The following is a 17,279-nucleotide window of genomic DNA, read 5'->3' as shown; positions in this document are numbered from 1 at the left end:
GGCGCGGTGGATGACACGAGCAAATGCTTCCCCAGGGTTTTTGAATGATCGATACAAAACATCTGACACTGAAAACGCCAAGAGACTTCGTCGGGCCGATCGCCATCTTCGCCGCGTTCAGTTTACCCTTGCCCACCGCCTGGGGCTCGGTGGGGCTCGTTCTTCTGCTCACCACCCCCTTCTTACATGGCCAATGGGCCCAGCAGTGGCAGCGCATCAAATCTTCCCCGCCAGCGTGGATAGCCTTGATTTTCTTTGCGCTATACATCGTGGGCGCGATATACAGCGTGGCACCGGCTGCACAAATCAACAATTTTTTGGGGAAATACGCCAAACTACTGATCCTCCCTCTATTAGTTGCTGTGCTTGATACAGATAAGTGGCGGCGCCTTGCCATGCATGCTTTCCTTATCGCCGCGGGTCTGGCCGCCACAGTTTCTTACGCACGATTTCTTGGCCTTATCCAACAATTTCCAGATCCAAATCAAGCTTATACTGCATTTCAAAATCGCATTAGCTTTGGAACTTACTTAGCTTTCGCAGCGTATCTTCTCGCTTGGCGAGCGATCCATGATGCCCACAAACGATGGTTCTGGGCCGCATTAGCTTTGCTTTACGGACTGTCCGTGCTCATGATCAATAATGGAAGAACTGGCTATGTCATCATTCTCGCGTTGGTCATTCTACTATTCTTTCAGAAGTTTGGCATCAAAGGTGCTGGCATTGGATTGATCGCTGTATCATTTCTTGGATCCGCAGCATTTTTCCTATCGCCGACAAGCCACGAAAGAATCACCAGAACCGTACAGAATTTTGAAAAATATAAAATTGGAAACGGAGCCACCGAAACCTCCACTGGATTGCGTTTGCAGTTTTATTACCATAGCCTTCAAATCATCTCGAAACATCCTGTTTTTGGGACAGGCACGGGTAGCTTTCCAGAGGAATATGCAAAATCGGTGGCTGGTACGAGCGATATACGCACATCGAATCCGCATAATGAGTATTTCCTCACGGCGGTGCAGCTTGGGCTGGTAGGCCTAGCCATGCTGTTTATTTTCGGATTTTCTTTATGGCAATCGACAATATCGTTGACGGGTGAGAACAAGGCCGCCTTGGAAGGCCTCGTTCTCACAATCGGGATAGGCTGCCTTTTTAATTCACAACTGCTTGATGCTGGGGAGGGTCGATTTTTTGTCGTGCTTTCCGGCATCATCCTTGGCAGCATTGCTGGTGACAAGTCAGCGCCCAGATAACAACCGAACAACATGGATTCACCGATTTCAGCGATCATTATCACACTCAACGAATCCAAAAACATTTCCGAATGTATTGATTCGTTGCGCTGGTGCCGGGAAATCATCGTGGTGGACAGTGGCAGCACGGACGACACAGTCGCCCGTGCGCGCGATGCTGGGGCTCGGGTGCATATCACGGAAGATTGGCCTGGTTTTGGCGTTCAGAAAAATCGCGCTCTAGCTTTAGCCACACAGCCATGGATTCTATCCATCGATGCGGATGAACGCGTGTCACCAGCCTTGGCTCGCGAAATTCAGATGGCTATCGCCGAAAATAATCGGTTTGACGCCTATGCGGTGCCGCGCCTTTCCAGTTACTGCGGCCAATACATGCGGCACGGCGGATGGTACCCAGATGTCATCGTTCGGCTATTTCGGCGCGGCAAAGCTAGATTCAGCGATGCTCTCGTCCATGAATCCGTTCAAGTCCAAGGCACCATAGGCCGCTTGCACCATCATCTTTATCATGAGAGTTTTCATGATCTCGAACAAGTGCTTGTCAAGCTGAATGTATACTCGACCTCCGGCGCGCAGATGATGCTGCGCGACAATCGCAGCAGCGGCGTCTTAACCGCCTTGGTGCATGGTTGGTGGACGTTTATCCGTTGTTATGTATTGAAGCTCGGTTTTCTAGACGGGCGCTTGGGATATGTTTTGGCCATGTCGAATGCACACGGCGCGTATTACAGATACCTCAAATTGTGGCTCATCAACAAAAAACGCTCTCAGGAGAAACAGGGATGAACCGGCCGGTGGTCGCACACCCCAGTCAAACCGGGAAAATGCTGATCAGCCTGATTATTCTGACCTACAATCGCAGCGATGCGCTCCTGACTGTTCTCGATGCCCTTTGTCAGCAGACCGACATGGATTTTGAAGTCGTGATCGCCGACGACGGCTCACATCAAGAGCATGTTCACGCAATGACAACCAAGGAAAAAAAATGGCCCTTCCCGCTATGCCATGCTTGGCATCCAGACGTAGGTTTCACCGCGGCTGCCGCTCGCAACATGGGCGCGCGCCTCGCCAAGGGCACTTATTTGATCTTTCTGGATGGCGACTGCGTCCCTCTTTCTGATTTTATACAGCGTCACCGTACTTTGGCGCGTGAAAATTGCTTTGTAAATGGAAGTCGAGTTTTACTGAACGAAAAACTGACCTTCACGGCGATACGGCAGAGTTTGCCTGACCCGAGGAAAAATCCAATTTTCTGGCTTCGCCAACGATTTCAAGGCCATTGCAACAAACTACTCGGTCTCTTCTTGCGTTGGCCTGCGACGCTACGGGTACGGAAAACGCGATTCCACTGGAAAGGCATACGCAGTTGCAATTTCGGTTTATGGTACGAAGCTTTCGAACGAGTCGACGGTTTCGATGAGGCTTACGATGGGTGGGGGCATGAAGACGCCGATTTGGTTTTGCGCCTTCATCGTGCAGGATATGCGCGCATCGATGGCTTTTGGGCGACCGAAGTCTTGCATCTGTGGCATCGGCAAGCAAGCCGGTCCGACGAACTTGCAAACCGCAGGCGCTTTATGGCCCGTATGCGCGCAACAAATGCAGAGTTCAAAGCGGAAATTGGCCTGCACACTCCGCGTATACATGCATCGAAGGTCAAGGTACGAATTCTTTCGCCCTAGTTGCCGCGCCTGCAGCCAGGCTGGCGAAATCCCAAGCGTTCCACTCAATGGAAGCAACTTACACATGCCGGAAAATGTTGCAATCCATTACCGCGTCGCCGTGAGGTCGCGCATAGAATGAATTCGTCATTTTTTGCGCCCGATGCGACAATCAAGCCTTGCTGAGCACGCGCTTCCCTACCCGACGCCCATGAAACGTAGACGCTTTCTTCTCGAAACGGCAGTCACCATTTCAGGTAGCCCGTTTATGCTGGAAAACATCGGTGCAGTTGTCGCTGCCGGCTTCCCAACTTTGGCACGCGCCCAGTTCAAGGTCGACGTGTCTGGTATCGGTGCCACGCAGATTCCGGTGGCCATCGCTCCGTTCAAGGGACAGGACCGCTGCCCGCAGCCCATCGCCGACATCGTGCGCGCCGACCTCACCCGCAGCGGGCAGTTCCGCACCTCCAATCTGGGCGGCGCGGTGCTCACCGAGCAAGGCCCGCCGAACTACGCGGCCTGGCGCACCCAGGCGCTGGAGGCGGTTGCCGGCGGCAGCGTCACCCCCGAAGGACCCAACCGCTGGATGATCCGGTTCCGCCTCTGGGACGCCGTGAAGCAGACCGACATGGGCGGCGAGATCTACCAGGTCGTCACCGGCGACTTACGCCTGGCCGCCCACCGCATCAGCGACTTCATCTATCAGAAGCTCACCGGCCAGCGTGGCGTATTCGCCACGCGTATCGCCTACATCAGCAAAGCGGGGCCGCACAGCTTCTCGCTGGTCGTGGCGGACAGCGACGGCGAAAACTCCAGGGCCGCGCTGCGCAGCCGCGAACCCTTGTTGTCCCCGGTGTGGTCGCCAGACGGCGGCAGCCTCGCTTACGTGTCGTTCGAAACCGGCAAGCCGGTCGTGTTCATCCAGGACATCCGCAACGGCGCACGCCGCGCCGTTGCGAACTTCCGCGGCACCAACAGTGCGCCCGCATTCTCGCCCGATGGTCGCACCTTGGCCGTGGTGCTCACGCTCACGGGCCGCTCGCAAATCTACCTGCTGCCGCGCACCGGCGGCCGGCCACGCCAGCTCATGCACAGCGGGTCCATCGACACCGAACCGGTGTTCTCGCCCGACGGCAAGAGCATCTACTTCGTCAGCGACCGCGACGGCTCGCCGCAGATCTATGCGGTCGGCGTCGACGGCAGCGGCGTGCGCCGGCTGACCTTCGACGGCGGCTACAACGTCAGCCCCGCCATCAGCGCGGACGGCAAGAACCTGGCCTACATTTCCCAGCAGGGCAACAACTACCAGCTCTGGTTGCTGGACCTGTCCTCCGGAAACACCCGTGCGCTGGGCAACGGCAGCGACGACGGACACCCGAGCTTTGCCCCTAACGGCCAGATCCTGCTCTATTCGGCCCACGAGAGCGGCGCCGAAGTGCTCAAGACCGCTTCGCTCGATGGCAGCGTGCGCACCACGCTGGCAGCCGCGGGCCTGCAGGTGCGCGAGCCGTCCTGGGGGCCCTGGACACCGGGCAACTGAGCGTTCTCGCCGCGATGCGTCGCCGAGTCCGTTCTACAACACCGTTTCATATTTCACCGCCACAATCGTTCGTGTTTTTGTAAGCTCTGTTTTCAGCCTCACCCGTTTTCAACCTACACGCAAACCCTGACCATTTGGAGAACAACGATGAATCAACGCTCTGCCCTTTTGCTTACGGCACTTGCCGCGGCACTGACCCTGGGCGGCTGCGCCTCGGGCGTCAAGACGAACAAGGCTCCGGTCGAGTCGCAGACCGCGGCTCCCGTCACCGGCAACGCCGGTGCCAACGCCCAGGGCGCGGGTCAAAGCCAGGTGGCGGCCGTGCAGGCCCCCGCCGAAAACAATGCGGGCCCGGGACCTGACGTCCCCAAGAGCGTGTACTTTGCCTTCAACAGCTATGTTGTCGAGAGCAAATACCGCCCCGTCCTGGAAAACAACGCCCAGTACCTGGTGAGCCATCCCGCCGCCCATGTCCAGTTGCAAGGCAACACCGATGCGCGTGGTAGCCGCGAATACAACCTGGCGCTGGGCCAGAAGCGCGCCGACGCGGTGATGAAGGGCATGGAACTGCTGGGCGTCAAGCCCAGCCAGATGGAAGCCATCAGCTTCGGCAAGGAAAAACCCAAGGCGCTGGGCACCACCGAAGCCGACTACGCGGAAAACCGCCGCGTGGACATCGTCTACCAGAAGTAAGCAATGATGCAGCGGCCATCCTCCGACGCACCCCGCGCAGCGGGCATGGCCGGGCTGCGCCGAGCAGCCCTGGCCATGCTGCTCGGGCTGAACCTGGGCTGGCTTCCCCAGGCGCATGCCGACTTGTTCGCCGACAACGAGGCGCGCCGAGCCATTCTGGATCTTCGCAGCCAGGTGGCGCAGAACCAGCAGGCCAACCAGAATCAGCTGACCCAACAGGCGCAGCAAATTCAGCAGGTGCGCAGCTCGCTGCTCGACCTGGCCAACCAGATCGAGCAGCTCAAGACTGAAATCGCACAGTTGCGCGGCCAGCAGGACACCACCACCCGCCAGCTCAGCGACACCATCGCCAAGCTGCAGAACAGCCAGAAGGACCTCACCCAGCGCATGGCGCCGCTGGAACCGGTGACGGTGCAGATCGGCGGCAAGAGCTACACGGTGCAGCCGGCCGAGAAGGCGGCTTACGAGCAGGCACTGGCGGCTTTCCGCAATTCCGATTTCACCGGCGCCAGCACCCAGTTCAAGGCCTTCCTGGCGCAATACCCGGCCAGCCCCTATGCGCCCGAGGCGCAATACTGGCTGGCGAACTCCTTCTATGCCCAAAAGCAATACAAGGAAGCCGTCGTGGCGTTCAACGGGCTGATCAGCGGCTACCCCAACAGCAGCCGGATTCCCGAAGCGCTGCTGGGCCTGGCCAATTGTCAGGTCGAATTGCGCGATGTGCGCCTGGCCCGCGTAACGCTGAAGAAACTCGTCAACAACTATCCGCAATCCGAGGCGGCGCAAGCCGCCAAGGACAGGCTGGCCAAGCTGCGCTGATGGGCGTCCCGACAGCGCAGGGGATGGCGCCCAAGGCCGTCGTGCTCCTGTCAGGCGGGCTGGATTCGGCCACCGTGCTGGCCCAGGCGCGGGAGCAGGGCTATGCCTGCCACGCCCTCTCCTTGCACTATGGCCAGCGCCACAGCGCCGAATTGGACGCGGCGCGGCGCGTCGCCGCCGCGCTGGGGGCGGTCCGGCACGAAGTCATCCAGCTCGACCTGGCCCGCTTCGGTGGTTCGGCCCTCACGGACACCACGCTGGATGTGCCGGTCACGGGCCCGCAAAACGGCATCCCCGTCACCTACGTTCCGGCGCGCAACACCGTGATGCTGGCGCTGGCGCTGTCGTGGGCCGAGGCGCTCGGCGCGCGCGACTTGTTCTACGGCGCGAACGCGGTGGACTATTCCGGCTACCCTGACTGCCGCCCCGAATTCGTCGCGGCCTTCGAACGCCTGGCCAATCTCGCCACCAAGGCCGGCGTCGAAGGCCAGCCCATGCGCGTGCATGCCCCCATCATCCATCTGAGCAAGGCGCAGATCATCCGCGAAGGCCTGCGCCTGGGCGTGGACTATGCCCTCACGGTGAGCTGCTACCAGGCCGACGCGCGAGGGCGGGCCTGCGGCCGCTGCGACTCCTGCCGCATTCGCGCCGCGGGCTTCGCCGAGGCTGGGGTTGTCGACCCCACGCAGTACAAGACCGCGGACTGAACCGCCGCGCGGCAGATCGGCAACCGCGCAGGCGGCATCCTCGCGTGGCCTGCTGGGCGAGCAGCCGCAGCGGGAAATCCCTGCGCCCGGCTCGGCTCCTCCAAAGCCGCGGCTCACGTGTGACAATTCCTACCCTTGGCATGTCCGGCACGGCCATCGCCAGGCCGCTCCGGCTTTCACCCCTCACCCGTCGCCCACCACCTTGCAGGACATCTCGGTTTCCGCACTCAACACCACCGTGCTGTGGTGGACCTTCCTGCTGAGCCTGTGCTTCGGCGCCGTCATGCACCGCACCCAGTTCTGCAGCATGGGTTCGGTGGCCGACATCGTCAACTTCCGCGACTGGACGCGCATGCGCATGTGGACGCTGGCCATCGCCACCGCCATGCTCGGCACCAGCCTGCTGGCCGCCTTCGGCTTCATCAACACCGACCAGACCATCTACACGACCAACCGCGTGCTGTGGCTGTCCGCCCTGGTCGGCGGGGTGATGTTCGGTTTCGGCATGGTGCTGGCCTCGGGCTGCGGCAGCAAGACCCTGGTGCGCATGGGCGCCGGCAGCCTCAAGGCCCTGGTGGTGTTCATCATGCTGGCCATAGGCGCCTATGCCACGCTGCGCGGCATCACCGCCGAAGCGCGCGTCTTCGGGCTCGATCGCATCGCGGTGGTACTCGCCGGCCCGCAGGATCTGCCGTCGATCCTGGCGCGGCACACGGGCATCGGCCGCCCCACCTGGCTGCTGGCGCTCGGCGTCGGCCCCGCGCTGGCCCTGGGGGCATGGTCCATCTGGCCGCGCGAGGCGCGCAGCCCGCGCCACCTGCTGGGCGGCATCGGCATCGGCGGCCTGGTCGTGGCGCTGTGGTGGGTGTCCGGCCATCTCGGCTACCTGGCCGAGAGCCCGCTGACCCTGCAGCACGCCTACATCGGCAGCGTGGGCAACCACATGGAATCGTTCACCTTCGTCGCTCCGCTGGCTTATACCCTGTCGTGGTTCCTGATGTACAGCGATGCCAGCAATGTGCTCAATATCGGCATCGTCTCGGTGTTCGGCGTCGTCGCCGGCGCGGCGCTGCACGCGCTGGCCACGCGCCGCTTCCGCTGGGAAGGCCTGGCCGGGCTCGAAGACACCGCCAACCATCTGGTCGGCGGACTGCTCATGGGCATCGGCGGCGTCACCGCCATGGGCTGCACCATCGGCCAGGGCATCACCGGCGTGTCCACCCTGTCCATCACCAGCTGGATCGCGCTGGCGTCCATCATCGCCGGCGGCGTGCTGGGCGTGAAGTACCAGGCCTGGCGCCTGGACCGCGTCGGCTGAGCCGTGCGAACCCGTGCCGCCCGCGAAACCGCCCCACCCGAGTCCCTCCCCCATGTCAGCCCTGCTCTGCCTCGCCTCCACGCCCGACCCGGACCGCCGCTTCGGCGGCGTGACGCGGCTTTACGGCGACGAGGCGGCCCAGCGCATCCGTGCCGCGCATGTCGCGGTCATCGGCGTCGGTGGCGTCGGATCCTGGGCAGCCGAAGCGCTGGCGCGCAGCGGCGTCGGGCAGCTCACGCTCATCGACCTGGACCATGTCGCCGAATCCAACATCAACCGGCAGATCCAGGCCTTGGATTCCAGCCTCGGCATGGCCAAGGTGCGCGCCCTGGCGGCGCGAATCGCCGACATCAACCCCGCCTGCGTCGTGCATGAGGTCGAGGCCTTCGTCGAACCCGACAACGTCGCCGCCCTGATTCCGGGCGAGGCGCAAGCCCTGCTCGACTGCTGCGACCAGGCGCGTGCGAAAGCCGCGCTGGCCGCGCACGCCCTGCATACCGGGCAGACCATCGTGATGGCCGGCGCCGCGGGCGGCAAGCGCCGGCCTCAGCAGGTGCAGATGCTCGACCTTGCCGACGTGCGCAACGACCCCCTGCTCGCCAAGGTGCGCTACCGCCTGCGGCGCGAGTTCGGCGCCCCGCGCAGCGGCCCGATGCGCCTGCCTTGCGTCTGCTCGGCCGAACCCGTGCGCCCCGCCCTGCAGGCGAGCTGCGACAACCCGCAAGCCGCACAGGGGCTCAATTGCGCAGGCTACGGCTCAAGCGTCATGGTCACCGCCACCTTCGGCATGGTCGCCGCCAGCGCCGCGCTCGAAGCCATTGCCATGCCGCGACGCTGAACGACAAACGCCGCCCTCCGGATGGCCTCTTCAACGTCCCCGCACATGGGTCCAAGACCCGCGACTTTTGCTATGATTGCCGGCTTTGGGTCGTTAGCTCAGTCGGTAGAGCAGCGGACTTTTAATCCGTTGGTCGCGTGTTCGAGTCACGCACGACCCACCAGAACAAAAAGCCTGTGTTTGCCGCGTTGGCAAACACAGGCTTTTTTCTTCGCGGTGTTGTATTTGACGTACCCAATGGATGAAAAAAGGGCCGCTGCTAGCGGCCCTCCTTGATCTTCATTCCTTATTGGATCGATCGCTTGATCTTTCGCAATTGAAGGTCGATCCAATCTTTGAAGTCGTCATAGCTCTCTTGGCTCAGAGAAGAGGGCCATTGAAGTACGACGGTACCCTCGTCTAGGCTGAAAGTATCCTGCTTTAGCCCGGCGCCAGGGGGCGGCGAGGGAGGGCTCGGGTGCGCTCCTGAGGGCGCGTTGGGCGGGGCAGAAACCACTATTAACTCCTTGATGGACAGTCCGGTCGAACTGCCCTCTACGAATGCAAACATACCATCGGGCGACAAGCCAACGACTCGCTTTGCCGCGAATTGGATGACGCCATTCAGTTCCCAGCACACGAAGTCTCCGATCTTCACCTGCCGATCGGAAGAATCTTCTCGGTTGGTCTCAGCCACGAGCGCATCATCCTTGTCACCAATCCTAGTCTCTCCATCTCCTCCACTCAAGCCCGCGAAGTCGATAGTGTCGTCATAAACGCGCAAGAAAGTGGCGGCAGCAGACTGCGTAAAGCCGTCCTTGATGACGAGTTGATCCAAGCAAACTTCGTCAATTGGACGATCAGCCCCCCATTGCTTCCAGTAGGTAGCAAGCGCCTTAGGACGCAGAGCGCAGGATTTCAGAACGCCCGCTTTGATCTCTTGTTGCTGTGCGCGAAGGTACGTCCGTGCATCATCGGTCAGCATAGCTTGCCGATCCTTGTTTGAGCCCTGGTACTCGACGAGACCATAGGCCTTGAGAGCAGCTAGTGTTTGGAACGCTTGACTGCTCTTTTCCTTCATGCTCCACGCGAGCCCCACCTTCTCCGCTGGAGCCGGGTGACGCCCAAACTTTCCTTCAAGCGCAACCAACCGGTCAACTGCGGCCTTCAACGAAATGAAGGGGAAGGACGGACTACGATCACGCGCGATCTTGCTCGCGACATCGTCTTTGCTATCAGAATCGGGTGCCATGCTGCCCTCCTGGATTGGTGCATTTACGGGAATCCTATCACGACGGACTTGACAAGACAATCCAATAGGAGACAATGCGCCTGAAGGAGGGAAAATCGATGAGGAGATGACTCGGCCCCGGTGATGAGCCTGCCGTAACCGGGGCGGAAAAAGGAAAGCCTTCGTAGCGCATGATCTTGGCGGATAGACGCTACGAAGGCTCCAGGCGGGCACAGCCGAGCGGCTGACCCTTTTCAACACCTAACCGCCGTCATGACGGCAGAAAGGAGGTGATATGGATGAAGCAACTGAACTTCGGATTCCCGATTCCTGAGGGCTACACCGTGGTGTTCCGAGCCTGGATCACCCTCAAGAACGGCCAGAAGCTCTATGCGTCCCAAATTGGGAAGCGGGCATTCCCGCTCCTAGTCCGGGTCGATAAGGGATAAACCCTTCAGAGCAGCCGCTCGTCCATAGGGCAGAAAGTCTAGCCCTTAGTCTTCTTGGCCGCCACTCCGGATTCGGGTGGCGGTCTCTTTGCGTTGGCGAGGACCAACGGCTGAACAGCCCTATCAAACTTGGCGCCAGATTCGTCGGCTTCAAGCTCTTTGGCGGCTTCTAGGAAGCGCCTCGATTGCTCCGTATCGTCCGCCTTCGTTTTCGGCTTGGTCATACGCTCTCGCTTGCGGTGCGCGAACTCCTCAGTGAGTTCTTTGATACGTGAGGCGCTTGCCACTTGAACCGCCCCGGGTTTCGTGGAGGCTAGTTGGTTTAAGTCATGCCGGAATGGCGTGTTGACTGGCTTGTTGGCGCCAGTAGTTTGCCTCAGCTTCTGCCGGAGGGATACCCCCAATCGGTTTGAGCAGTCGGGTGTGGTTGAACCAGTGCACCCATTGCAGGGTGGCCAGTTCGACGGCTTCCCTGGTTTTCCAGGGTCCGCGGCGGTGAATCAATTCGGCCTTATACAGCCCGTTGATGGTCTCGGCCAGGGCGTTGTCATAGGAGTCTCCTTTGCTGCCCACGGAGGGCTGGATGCCTGCCTGCGCCAAGCGTTCGGTGTACTTGACGCTGACGTATTGCACGCCTCTGTCCGAATGGTGGACCAAGGCATGGGCAGCGGGCCGACGCGCGTACAAAGCCTGCTCCAGCGCGTCCATCACGAAATCGGTCTGCATGGATGTGCTCACGCGCCAGCCCACGATGCGTCGGGCAAACACGTCGATGACGAACGCCACGTACAGCCAGCCCTGCCAGGTGCTCACATAGGTGAAGTCCGACACCCAGAGCTGGTTGGGTCGCTCGGCTTTGAACACCCGGTTGACGTGGTCCTGCGGACACGGCGTGCAAGTGTCGGGGACCGTGGTTCGCACCTTCTTGCTCCGCCGCGCACCCTGCAGCCCCAGGCGTTTCATCAGCCGCTCGACCGTGCAGCGCGCCACCCGGTTGCCCTCGCGGTTCATCTGCAACCAAACCTTGTCAGCTCCATACACCTGCCAGTTGGCGTGCCACACACGCTGGATGTCGGCAGCCAGCGCATCGTCGCGCTGAGCACGGGCGCTGCGCAACTCGGGGTTGCGATGACGCGCGGCATGGCGCCAGTAACACGACGGGGCCATCTGCAGCACTTTGCAGATGGGCTCGACCCCGTGCATGGGGCGGTGCTGGTCGATGAATCGCTTCAACTCTTCAAACGGCGGTCGAGCTCCGCCTGGGCGAAAAAAGCACTCGCCGCTTTGAGGATGTCATTGGCCCGGCGCAATTCCTTGTTCTCGCGCTCGAGTTGTTTGAGGCGTTCACGCTCGCTGCTCGTCAGGCCGTCGCGCTGGCCTGTATCGACTTCCTCGCGCTTGACCCACTCCAGCAGCGTCTGTGGCACGCAGCCAATCTTGGGGGCCATGGATTCGACTGCGGCCCACAGCGAGGGGTACTCGCCTCGGTGCTCCTGCACCATGCGTACCGCGCGCTCGCGCACTTCGGGGGAAAACTTGTTCGTCTTGTTCATGGCTCCATCTTCTCAAAGGTTGGAGCCTCCTCAAAACCCGGGGCGGTTCAACTCACGCCTTTGAGGACCGCTTCGGCGCGCTCGAAGTCATTGAACCCTAGCGCCTTGCGATGGTTGTAACGATGATCATACTCTGCAAGATAGCGATGCAGATGGTTGTGCCCGCAATGTTGGTACACACCCTTCATGCCGCGTTTGAACACCGAGAAGAATCCTTCGATGGTGTTAGTGTGCACGGTAGCGTCGTCCGACGATACGTATTCACCAGCGCCGTGGCGCGTGAACGCGTGGCCGCCATCGAAGACCTTTCCGACGTGGACGTACTGCCCTGCTTCGTCGGTCAGGATGCGCGCCTCACGGGAGATGTTCGCTTGAAGGATCGGCATGATCGTCGAAGCCTTCACATCGTCGATCACCATGGAACGAGCCTTCCCGGACTTGCGATCTACGAGGGACAGCACTTTGTTCTTGTGGTGATAGCCCCGGCCACGCTTCTCGCCCTTGGGCTTGATCGTTTTGTCGTGCCCGATGAAGGTTTCATCCACTTCCACATCTCCGCCTTCCAACCCGAACACGTCGAAACCGTTCTCGCGCATCGCCTCGCGGATGCGGTGCGACATGAACCATGCTGACTTGAGAGTGATGCCCAAGGTACGGTGAAGCTGGTTGCTGCTGATGCCTGAACCGCCCCGGGTTTTGAGGAGGCTCCAACCTTTGAGAAGATGGAGCCATGAACAAGACGAACAAGTTTTCCCCCGAAGTGCGCGAGCGCGCGGTACGCATGGTGCAGGAGCACCGAGGCGAGTACCCCTCGCTGTGGGCCGCAGTCGAATCCATGGCCCCCAAGATTGGCTGCGTGCCACAGACGCTGCTGGAGTGGGTCAAGCGCGAGGAAGTCGATACAGGCCAGCGCGACGGCCTGACGAGCAGCGAGCGTGAACGCCTCAAACAACTCGAGCGCGAGAACAAGGAATTGCGCCGGGCCAATGACATCCTCAAAGCGGCGAGTGCTTTTTTCGCCCAGGCGGAGCTCGACCGCCGTTTGAAGAGTTGAAGCGATTCATCGACCAGCACCGCCCCATGCACGGGGTCGAGCCCATCTGCAAAGTGCTGCAGATGGCCCCGTCGTGTTACTGGCGCCATGCCGCGCGTCATCGCAACCCCGAGTTGCGCAGCGCCCGTGCTCAGCGCGACGATGCGCTGGCTGCCGACATCCAGCGTGTGTGGCACGCCAACTGGCAGGTGTATGGAGCTGACAAGGTTTGGTTGCAGATGAACCGCGAGGGCAACCGGGTGGCGCGCTGCACGGTCGAGCGGCTGATGAAACGCCTGGGGCTGCAGGGTGCGCGGCGGAGCAAGAAGGTGCGAACCACGGTCCCCGACACTTGCACGCCGTGTCCGCAGGACCACGTCAACCGGGTGTTCAAAGCCGAGCGACCCAACCAGCTCTGGGTGTCGGACTTCACCTATGTGAGCACCTGGCAGGGCTGGCTGTACGTGGCGTTCGTCATCGACGTGTTTGCCCGACGCATCGTGGGCTGGCGCGTGAGCACATCCATGCAGACCGATTTCGTGATGGACGCGCTGGAGCAGGCTTTGTACGCGCGTCGGCCCGCTGCCCATGCCTTGGTCCACCATTCGGACAGAGGCGTGCAATACGTCAGCGTCAAGTACACCGAACGCTTGGCGCAGGCAGGCATCCAGCCCTCCGTGGGCAGCAAAGGAGACTCCTATGACAACGCCCTGGCCGAGACCATCAACGGGCTGTATAAGGCCGAATTGATTCACCGCCGCGGACCCTGGAAAACCAGGGAAGCCGTCGAACTGGCCACCCTGCAATGGGTGCACTGGTTCAACCACACCCGACTGCTCAAACCGATTGGGGGTATCCCTCCGGCAGAAGCTGAGGCAAACTACTGGCGCCAACAAGCCAGTCAACACGCCATTCCGGCATGACTTAAACCAACTAGCCTCCACGAAACCCGGGGCGGTTCAGCCCTTCTTGCTAGAGGCAATGAGGAAGATGGCTTGCAGCCACAGGTGCATCTTGATGTGGCTTGCCTCAAAGATGGTGCCAACCTTCACCGTAAAGGGCTTGCGGCAGCCGTAGCACTTCCAAGTTCCGATGCGGGTGGACTTTCCTTGCAGCTTATTCGCGCGGCCAATTTCACCGCAGTGCGGACAGACGGCACCGTTCGGCCACAGACGCGATTCGACGAACTCGTAAGCGGCTTCTTCGTTGTGGAAGAACGGTTGGGAAAGGATTGATTCGCTCATGATTTCCTCGCTTGGGTATGCGAAGTATCGGCGATCATGTTGGGTACGTCAAGTATAACAACGCGTTTTTCTTGCCATGCCCGCATGGCGCCGTCGCGGGCACACACGCCGCTTCGGCCGAACGGCTTGCCCTCCTCACCCCCGTCGGCCCGATCGATGCCATACGCCTGCGAACTACGCTATGATTGCCGGCTTCGCGGGGGTATAGCTCAGTTGGTAGAGCAGCTGACTCTTAATCAGTAGGTCCTGGGTTCGAGTCCCTGTGCCCCCACCAACGGATTCAAGCACTTAGCCCAGCCTAACCGCTGGGCTTTTTGCTTTGCGGGGCGCTGGCGAGGCGCTCGAACGCAAAAGCCCATGGCGGAGCACGGCGTCCAGTCGGCGCTGTTTGTTTTGCCGTCGCCGCTGCCGCAACGGCCGATGCGAACGATGACTGCGTTAAATTGCGGCTTCTGGCAGCCTTCTACGCCGCGATGAACCGACTTCGATTCTTGGCCGGATCTGGCTTTTGCGCCCTTGCCTTCGTCTGCTCGGCTTGGCCGGCGAGCGCGCAGCAAACGGCTTTCGCCCCCGCGAGCTCGGCGAGCACGCCCGCCCCCGTGGCCTCGCAATCGCTTGGGCCGGGGCAGGCCGTGCTGTACATCATCAACGACAGCGGCCCGACGCTGATGTCGAGCAATCAGGACATCACCGACAACGGCGAGCAGATCGCCAGCTTGCCCCGCCAGACATACGTCAAGCTGGACATTGCCGGTGGCCATCACGAATTCCGTTTCAAGCCCTTTCCGCAAGGCAAGCGCGTGGCCACGCTGGATGCGCAGGCCGGGCAGATCTACTACCTGCTGGTGGGATACAGCCCCGGGCGCTCGTGGGGGTTTCCGTTCGGCGGCGACCCGATGACCATCAGCCTCATCGACGAGGAACAAGCCGCCGCCCTGATGAAGGGGATGAAGCCGCTGTGAGGGATGGACCCAGGCTGCCTCGGCTTGCGGCTTCCCGAAGCCGCGCCGTTTCGACATCCCTGAAAGCCGGGGTCAGCGCAGGTGTTCTCCACGCGACGGCCCCATGGCTCTTGCCTTATGCTGGCCGCACACTCATGACCCTTGATCCTGGAGCCTCGTCTTGACACCGACCATCCTCGTCACCGGCGGCGCCGGCTACATCGGCTCGCACACCTGCGTGGCCCTCATCCAGGCCGGCTACGCGCCTGTGGTGTACGACAACCTGTGCAACAGCAGCGCCGAGTCCTTGGCACGGGTGGAGCGCATCACGGGCGTCAAACCCGCCTTCATCCGCGCGGACGTTCGTGACACTGCCGCGCTGGATGCCGCGTTCGCGCAGCACCGGGTGCAGGCGGTGATTCATTTTGCCGGGCTGAAAGCGGTGGGCGAGTCGGTCGAGAAGCCGCTGGCCTATTACGACAACAACGTGGGCGGAACGGTCACGCTGCTGCAGGCCATGCAGCGCGCGCAAGTGGGCAACATGATTTTTTCGTCGTCGGCCACGGTGTATGGCGACCCGGCCTCGGTGCCCATCCGGGAGGACTTCCCCTTGAGCGCCACCAACGCCTATGGCCGCAGCAAACTGATGATCGAGGAGATCCTGGGCGACTTGCACCGTGCCGAGCCGCATTGGCGCATCGCCCGGCTGCGCTACTTCAACCCGGTGGGGGCGCACGAAAGCGGACTCATCGGCGAGGACCCGCGCGGCATTCCGAACAATCTGATGCCCTATGTCACGCAGGTGGCGGTCGGCCGGCTGGAGAAGCTGCGCATCTTCGGCGGCGACTGGCCCACGCCGGACGGCACCGGGGTGCGCGACTACATCCACGTGATGGACCTTGCCGAGGGCCATGTGGCGGCCTTGCGCCATCTGCTGCAGCATCCGGGCATGTTCACGGTCAACCTCGGCACCGGCCAGGGCTATTCGGTGCTGCAGATGGTGCAGTCCTTCGGCCGCAGCATCGGGCGCGAGCTACCGTATGAGATCGTGGCCCGCCGCCCTGGCGACATCGCCGCGTGCTGGGCCGATCCCACCGCAGCGGAAAATCTGCTCGGATGGAAGGCCAAGCGCGGGCTGGACACGATCTGCGCCGACGCCTGGCGCTGGCAACAAAGCAATCCGCAGGGTTACGGCGAATAGGGCCGAGGAAAGCGGCGGATCCGGCTGATCCGGCCCAAGATCCGCCGCCAGACGCCGCCGTGCTCAGTACCCTGACTGCGCATGCACTTGCGGAAGGTCGACGCCCGGCGCCAGCAGCGACCACAGCAAATGCGCGACGCTTTCCGGGGCAATGACCGTATGCCGGTTGTTCGTGGCCGCCAAACCGTCGCGCAACTCGCGGCGCACCGTGGCAACCCCGGTCAGGTCGAAAACGATGTCGATCTCCGCACAGCGCTGCAGGATTTCGGGCAGCGCCAGCACCGGAATTCCGCGGCTTTGCGCCATGGCAAGGCCGGGCGTCGGGCTGGACTCCGCGACCGCCACGATATCCAGGGCCTTGCCCTGCTGCTTGAGCAGCGCATCCAGAAACACCGAACCCACCCGTCCAAGCCCGACGATGGCCACGCGTTGTGTTTGCATCATGTTGTCTCCTCCTTGGTGATGAAGTGCCGCTGCGGCCTTCATGCACGGCCACTATACGAAAGTTGGCCGCCAGGCCGTCGCATGGGCAGTCGTCCACGGCGCTGACGACGCCGCGTTTCGGCGCCCAGGGCCTCTACCGCCCCGACGATTCGCGACGCATCATCACCGCACAAGCCTCGATTCCCATGGCCTACACTGAAGCGCGCTTCGGCCTCGGCAGCAGGAAGGCTCGGCGCAGCCGAGCCGGCGAAGACACGGCCGATTTCCAGATCGCGCGCGAGCCTATCGGCGAACTCCGAGCGCGCGCGAGGCCCTGCCGGAGCGCCTGATGGCGGCTTGTGCCCGCGCCGCGCGAATCGCCGAGAAAGGAAA

18 protein-coding genes, 2 tRNA genes, 2 pseudogenes and 2 other annotated features are annotated in these 17,279 nt (G+C 61.6%); of the genes and pseudogenes, 16 read left to right on the top strand and 6 right to left on the bottom strand.

Features of this window, described 5'->3' with window-relative positions; genetic code table 11:
- Positions 1-44 precede the first annotated feature (44 nt).
- The 10 genes from THIARS_RS07860 (at position 45) to THIARS_RS07815 (ending at position 8,995) form a co-directional block, all read left to right on the top strand.
- Entirely contained in the window at positions 45-1,256 is a 1,212-nt protein-coding gene (locus tag THIARS_RS07860; protein WP_094160122.1) for an O-antigen ligase family protein, read from the top strand.
- A 12-nt stretch (positions 1,257-1,268) separates the two neighbouring features.
- The gene (locus THIARS_RS07855; RefSeq protein WP_094160121.1) at positions 1,269-2,042 is read left to right on the top strand and encodes a glycosyltransferase family 2 protein; all 774 of its coding nucleotides are present in this window, start codon (positions 1,269-1,271) and stop codon (positions 2,040-2,042) included.
- Entirely contained in the window at positions 2,039-2,938 is a 900-nt protein-coding gene (locus THIARS_RS07850) for a glycosyltransferase (RefSeq protein ID WP_245845650.1), read from the top strand. Before THIARS_RS07855 ends, THIARS_RS07850 begins: the two co-directional genes overlap by 4 nt.
- Positions 2,939-3,128: 190 nt before the next feature.
- Positions 3,129-4,457, top strand: coding sequence for a Tol-Pal system beta propeller repeat protein TolB (gene tolB, locus THIARS_RS07845; protein WP_094160120.1), 1,329 nt, complete (start codon positions 3,129-3,131; stop codon positions 4,455-4,457).
- Positions 4,458-4,604: 147 nt separating this feature from the next.
- Entirely contained in the window at positions 4,605-5,150 is a 546-nt protein-coding gene (gene pal / locus THIARS_RS07840; RefSeq protein WP_186436595.1) for a peptidoglycan-associated lipoprotein Pal, read from the top strand.
- 6 nt (positions 5,151-5,156) lie between these two features.
- The gene (gene ybgF / locus THIARS_RS07835; protein ID WP_094160697.1) at positions 5,157-5,969 is read left to right on the top strand and encodes a tol-pal system protein YbgF; all 813 of its coding nucleotides are present in this window, start codon (positions 5,157-5,159) and stop codon (positions 5,967-5,969) included.
- A gap of 23 nt (positions 5,970-5,992) precedes the next feature.
- Positions 5,993-6,676: a 7-cyano-7-deazaguanine synthase QueC gene (queC, locus tag THIARS_RS07830; protein ID WP_094160119.1), complete on the top strand. Its 684-nt coding sequence runs from the start codon at positions 5,993-5,995 to the stop codon at positions 6,674-6,676.
- A 202-nt stretch (positions 6,677-6,878) separates the two neighbouring features.
- On the top strand, positions 6,879-7,994 hold the full coding sequence (locus tag THIARS_RS07825; protein WP_094160118.1) for a YeeE/YedE family protein: 1,116 nt from the start codon (positions 6,879-6,881) through the stop codon (positions 7,992-7,994).
- 52 nt (positions 7,995-8,046) lie between these two features.
- Positions 8,047-8,832, top strand: a complete 786-nt coding sequence (locus tag THIARS_RS07820) for a tRNA threonylcarbamoyladenosine dehydratase (RefSeq protein WP_094160117.1) — start codon at positions 8,047-8,049, stop codon at positions 8,830-8,832.
- An 87-nt stretch (positions 8,833-8,919) separates the two neighbouring features.
- A tRNA-Lys gene (locus THIARS_RS07815) sits at positions 8,920-8,995 on the top strand.
- 123 nt (positions 8,996-9,118) lie between these two features.
- On the opposite strand, the gene THIARS_RS07810 is transcribed toward THIARS_RS07815, so the two are convergent.
- Positions 9,119-10,063: a hypothetical protein gene (locus THIARS_RS07810; protein ID WP_094160116.1), complete on the bottom strand. Its 945-nt coding sequence runs from the start codon at positions 10,061-10,063 to the stop codon at positions 9,119-9,121.
- Positions 10,064-10,341: 278 nt separating this feature from the next.
- Between THIARS_RS07810 and THIARS_RS18590 the strand changes: the two genes are divergently transcribed.
- Positions 10,342-10,491: a hypothetical protein gene (locus tag THIARS_RS18590; RefSeq protein WP_186436594.1), complete on the top strand. Its 150-nt coding sequence runs from the start codon at positions 10,342-10,344 to the stop codon at positions 10,489-10,491.
- 38 nt (positions 10,492-10,529) lie between these two features.
- Here the strand turns inward: THIARS_RS18590 and THIARS_RS18780 are convergent, their stop codons facing one another.
- The 3 genes and pseudogenes from THIARS_RS18780 to THIARS_RS07795 form a co-directional block, all read right to left on the bottom strand.
- Positions 10,530-10,715 carry a hypothetical protein gene (locus THIARS_RS18780; RefSeq protein WP_094160115.1) on the bottom strand — a complete coding sequence of 62 codons (186 nt, stop codon included), beginning with the start codon at positions 10,713-10,715 and terminating at the stop codon, positions 10,530-10,532.
- Positions 10,716-10,818: 103 nt separating this feature from the next.
- Positions 10,819-12,044 (bottom strand): IS3 family transposase gene (locus THIARS_RS07800; RefSeq protein WP_094159366.1). Its coding sequence is split into 2 segments (ribosomal slippage): positions 10,819-11,765 and positions 11,765-12,044, totalling 1,227 coding nucleotides; the frame shifts between segments, so codons are not numbered across the junction.
- Positions 11,650-11,766: a sequence feature (AL1L pseudoknot), on the bottom strand. It overlaps the preceding gene by 117 nt.
- 47 nt (positions 12,045-12,091) lie before the next feature.
- Positions 12,092-12,772, bottom strand: a pseudogene (locus THIARS_RS07795) (IS1595 family transposase); the annotation flags it as partial.
- A 2-nt stretch (positions 12,773-12,774) separates the two neighbouring features.
- Between THIARS_RS07795 and THIARS_RS07790 the strand changes: the two are divergent.
- Positions 12,775-14,000, top strand: a protein-coding gene (locus THIARS_RS07790) for an IS3 family transposase (protein ID WP_094159366.1) whose coding sequence is annotated in 2 segments (ribosomal slippage) — positions 12,775-13,054 and positions 13,054-14,000 — 1,227 coding nt in all. Because the reading frame shifts where the segments join, the coding sequence is not laid out codon by codon here.
- Positions 13,053-13,169, top strand: a sequence feature (AL1L pseudoknot). (Overlaps the previous gene by 117 nt.)
- A 39-nt stretch (positions 14,001-14,039) precedes the next feature.
- Here THIARS_RS07790 and THIARS_RS07785 read toward each other — a convergent pair.
- Positions 14,040-14,321 (bottom strand): annotated as a pseudogene (locus tag THIARS_RS07785) (transposase); the annotation flags it as partial.
- A 198-nt stretch (positions 14,322-14,519) separates the two neighbouring features.
- On the opposite strand from THIARS_RS07785, the gene THIARS_RS07780 reads away from it, so the two are divergent.
- From THIARS_RS07780 to galE, 3 genes are all read left to right on the top strand, one after another.
- Positions 14,520-14,595 (top strand) — tRNA-Lys (locus THIARS_RS07780).
- A 325-nt stretch (positions 14,596-14,920) separates the two neighbouring features.
- Positions 14,921-15,283 carry a hypothetical protein gene (locus THIARS_RS07775; protein ID WP_141202358.1) on the top strand — a complete coding sequence of 121 codons (363 nt, stop codon included), beginning with the start codon at positions 14,921-14,923 and terminating at the stop codon, positions 15,281-15,283.
- A 160-nt stretch (positions 15,284-15,443) separates the two neighbouring features.
- Positions 15,444-16,463 (top strand): UDP-glucose 4-epimerase GalE, encoded by a 1,020-nt coding sequence (gene galE, locus THIARS_RS07770; RefSeq protein ID WP_094160113.1) that lies wholly within the window; start codon positions 15,444-15,446, stop codon positions 16,461-16,463.
- Positions 16,464-16,526: 63 nt separating this feature from the next.
- On the opposite strand, the gene THIARS_RS07765 is transcribed toward galE, so the two are convergent.
- On the bottom strand, positions 16,527-16,907 hold the full coding sequence (locus THIARS_RS07765) for a Gfo/Idh/MocA family oxidoreductase (RefSeq protein ID WP_245845647.1): 381 nt from the start codon (positions 16,905-16,907) through the stop codon (positions 16,527-16,529).
- Between the two features lie 62 nt (positions 16,908-16,969).
- Between THIARS_RS07765 and THIARS_RS07760 the strand changes: the two genes are divergently transcribed.
- A complete protein-coding gene (locus THIARS_RS07760; RefSeq protein ID WP_094160112.1) occupies positions 16,970-17,236 on the top strand; it encodes a hypothetical protein in 267 nt (88 codons plus the stop codon).
- Positions 17,237-17,279 lie beyond the last annotated feature (43 nt).

The sequence above is a fragment of the Thiomonas delicata genome (genome assembly GCF_900088825.1).
Classification (GTDB): domain Bacteria; phylum Pseudomonadota; class Gammaproteobacteria; order Burkholderiales; family Burkholderiaceae_C; genus Thiomonas_A; species Thiomonas_A delicata.
Note: the sequence above shows the minus strand (reverse complement) of the source record. Positions and strands in the feature narration are given on the sequence as shown.

What these genes read in the sequence shown, in the direction of transcription:
- ybgF (WP_094160697.1), top strand. Translation starts at nt 5,157, where the DNA reads ATGCAGCGGCCATCCTCCGACGCACCCCGCGCAGCGGGCATGGCCGGG.
- THIARS_RS07860 (WP_094160122.1), top strand. Translation starts at nt 45, where the DNA reads ATGATCGATACAAAACATCTGACACTGAAAACGCCAAGAGACTTCGTC.
- THIARS_RS18590 (WP_186436594.1), top strand. Translation starts at nt 10,342, where the DNA reads ATGAAGCAACTGAACTTCGGATTCCCGATTCCTGAGGGCTACACCGTG.
- THIARS_RS07855 (WP_094160121.1), top strand. Translation starts at nt 1,269, where the DNA reads ATGGATTCACCGATTTCAGCGATCATTATCACACTCAACGAATCCAAA.
- THIARS_RS07820 (WP_094160117.1), top strand. Translation starts at nt 8,047, where the DNA reads ATGTCAGCCCTGCTCTGCCTCGCCTCCACGCCCGACCCGGACCGCCGC.
- THIARS_RS07765 (WP_245845647.1), bottom strand. Translation starts at nt 16,907, where the DNA reads ATGATGCAAACACAACGCGTGGCCATCGTCGGGCTTGGACGGGTGGGT.
- THIARS_RS07850 (WP_245845650.1), top strand. Translation starts at nt 2,039, where the DNA reads ATGAACCGGCCGGTGGTCGCACACCCCAGTCAAACCGGGAAAATGCTG.
- queC (WP_094160119.1), top strand. Translation starts at nt 5,993, where the DNA reads ATGGCGCCCAAGGCCGTCGTGCTCCTGTCAGGCGGGCTGGATTCGGCC.
- THIARS_RS07810 (WP_094160116.1), bottom strand. Translation starts at nt 10,063, where the DNA reads ATGGCACCCGATTCTGATAGCAAAGACGATGTCGCGAGCAAGATCGCG.
- pal (WP_186436595.1), top strand. Translation starts at nt 4,605, where the DNA reads ATGAATCAACGCTCTGCCCTTTTGCTTACGGCACTTGCCGCGGCACTG.
- tolB (WP_094160120.1), top strand. Translation starts at nt 3,129, where the DNA reads ATGAAACGTAGACGCTTTCTTCTCGAAACGGCAGTCACCATTTCAGGT.
- THIARS_RS18780 (WP_094160115.1), bottom strand. Translation starts at nt 10,715, where the DNA reads ATGACCAAGCCGAAAACGAAGGCGGACGATACGGAGCAATCGAGGCGC.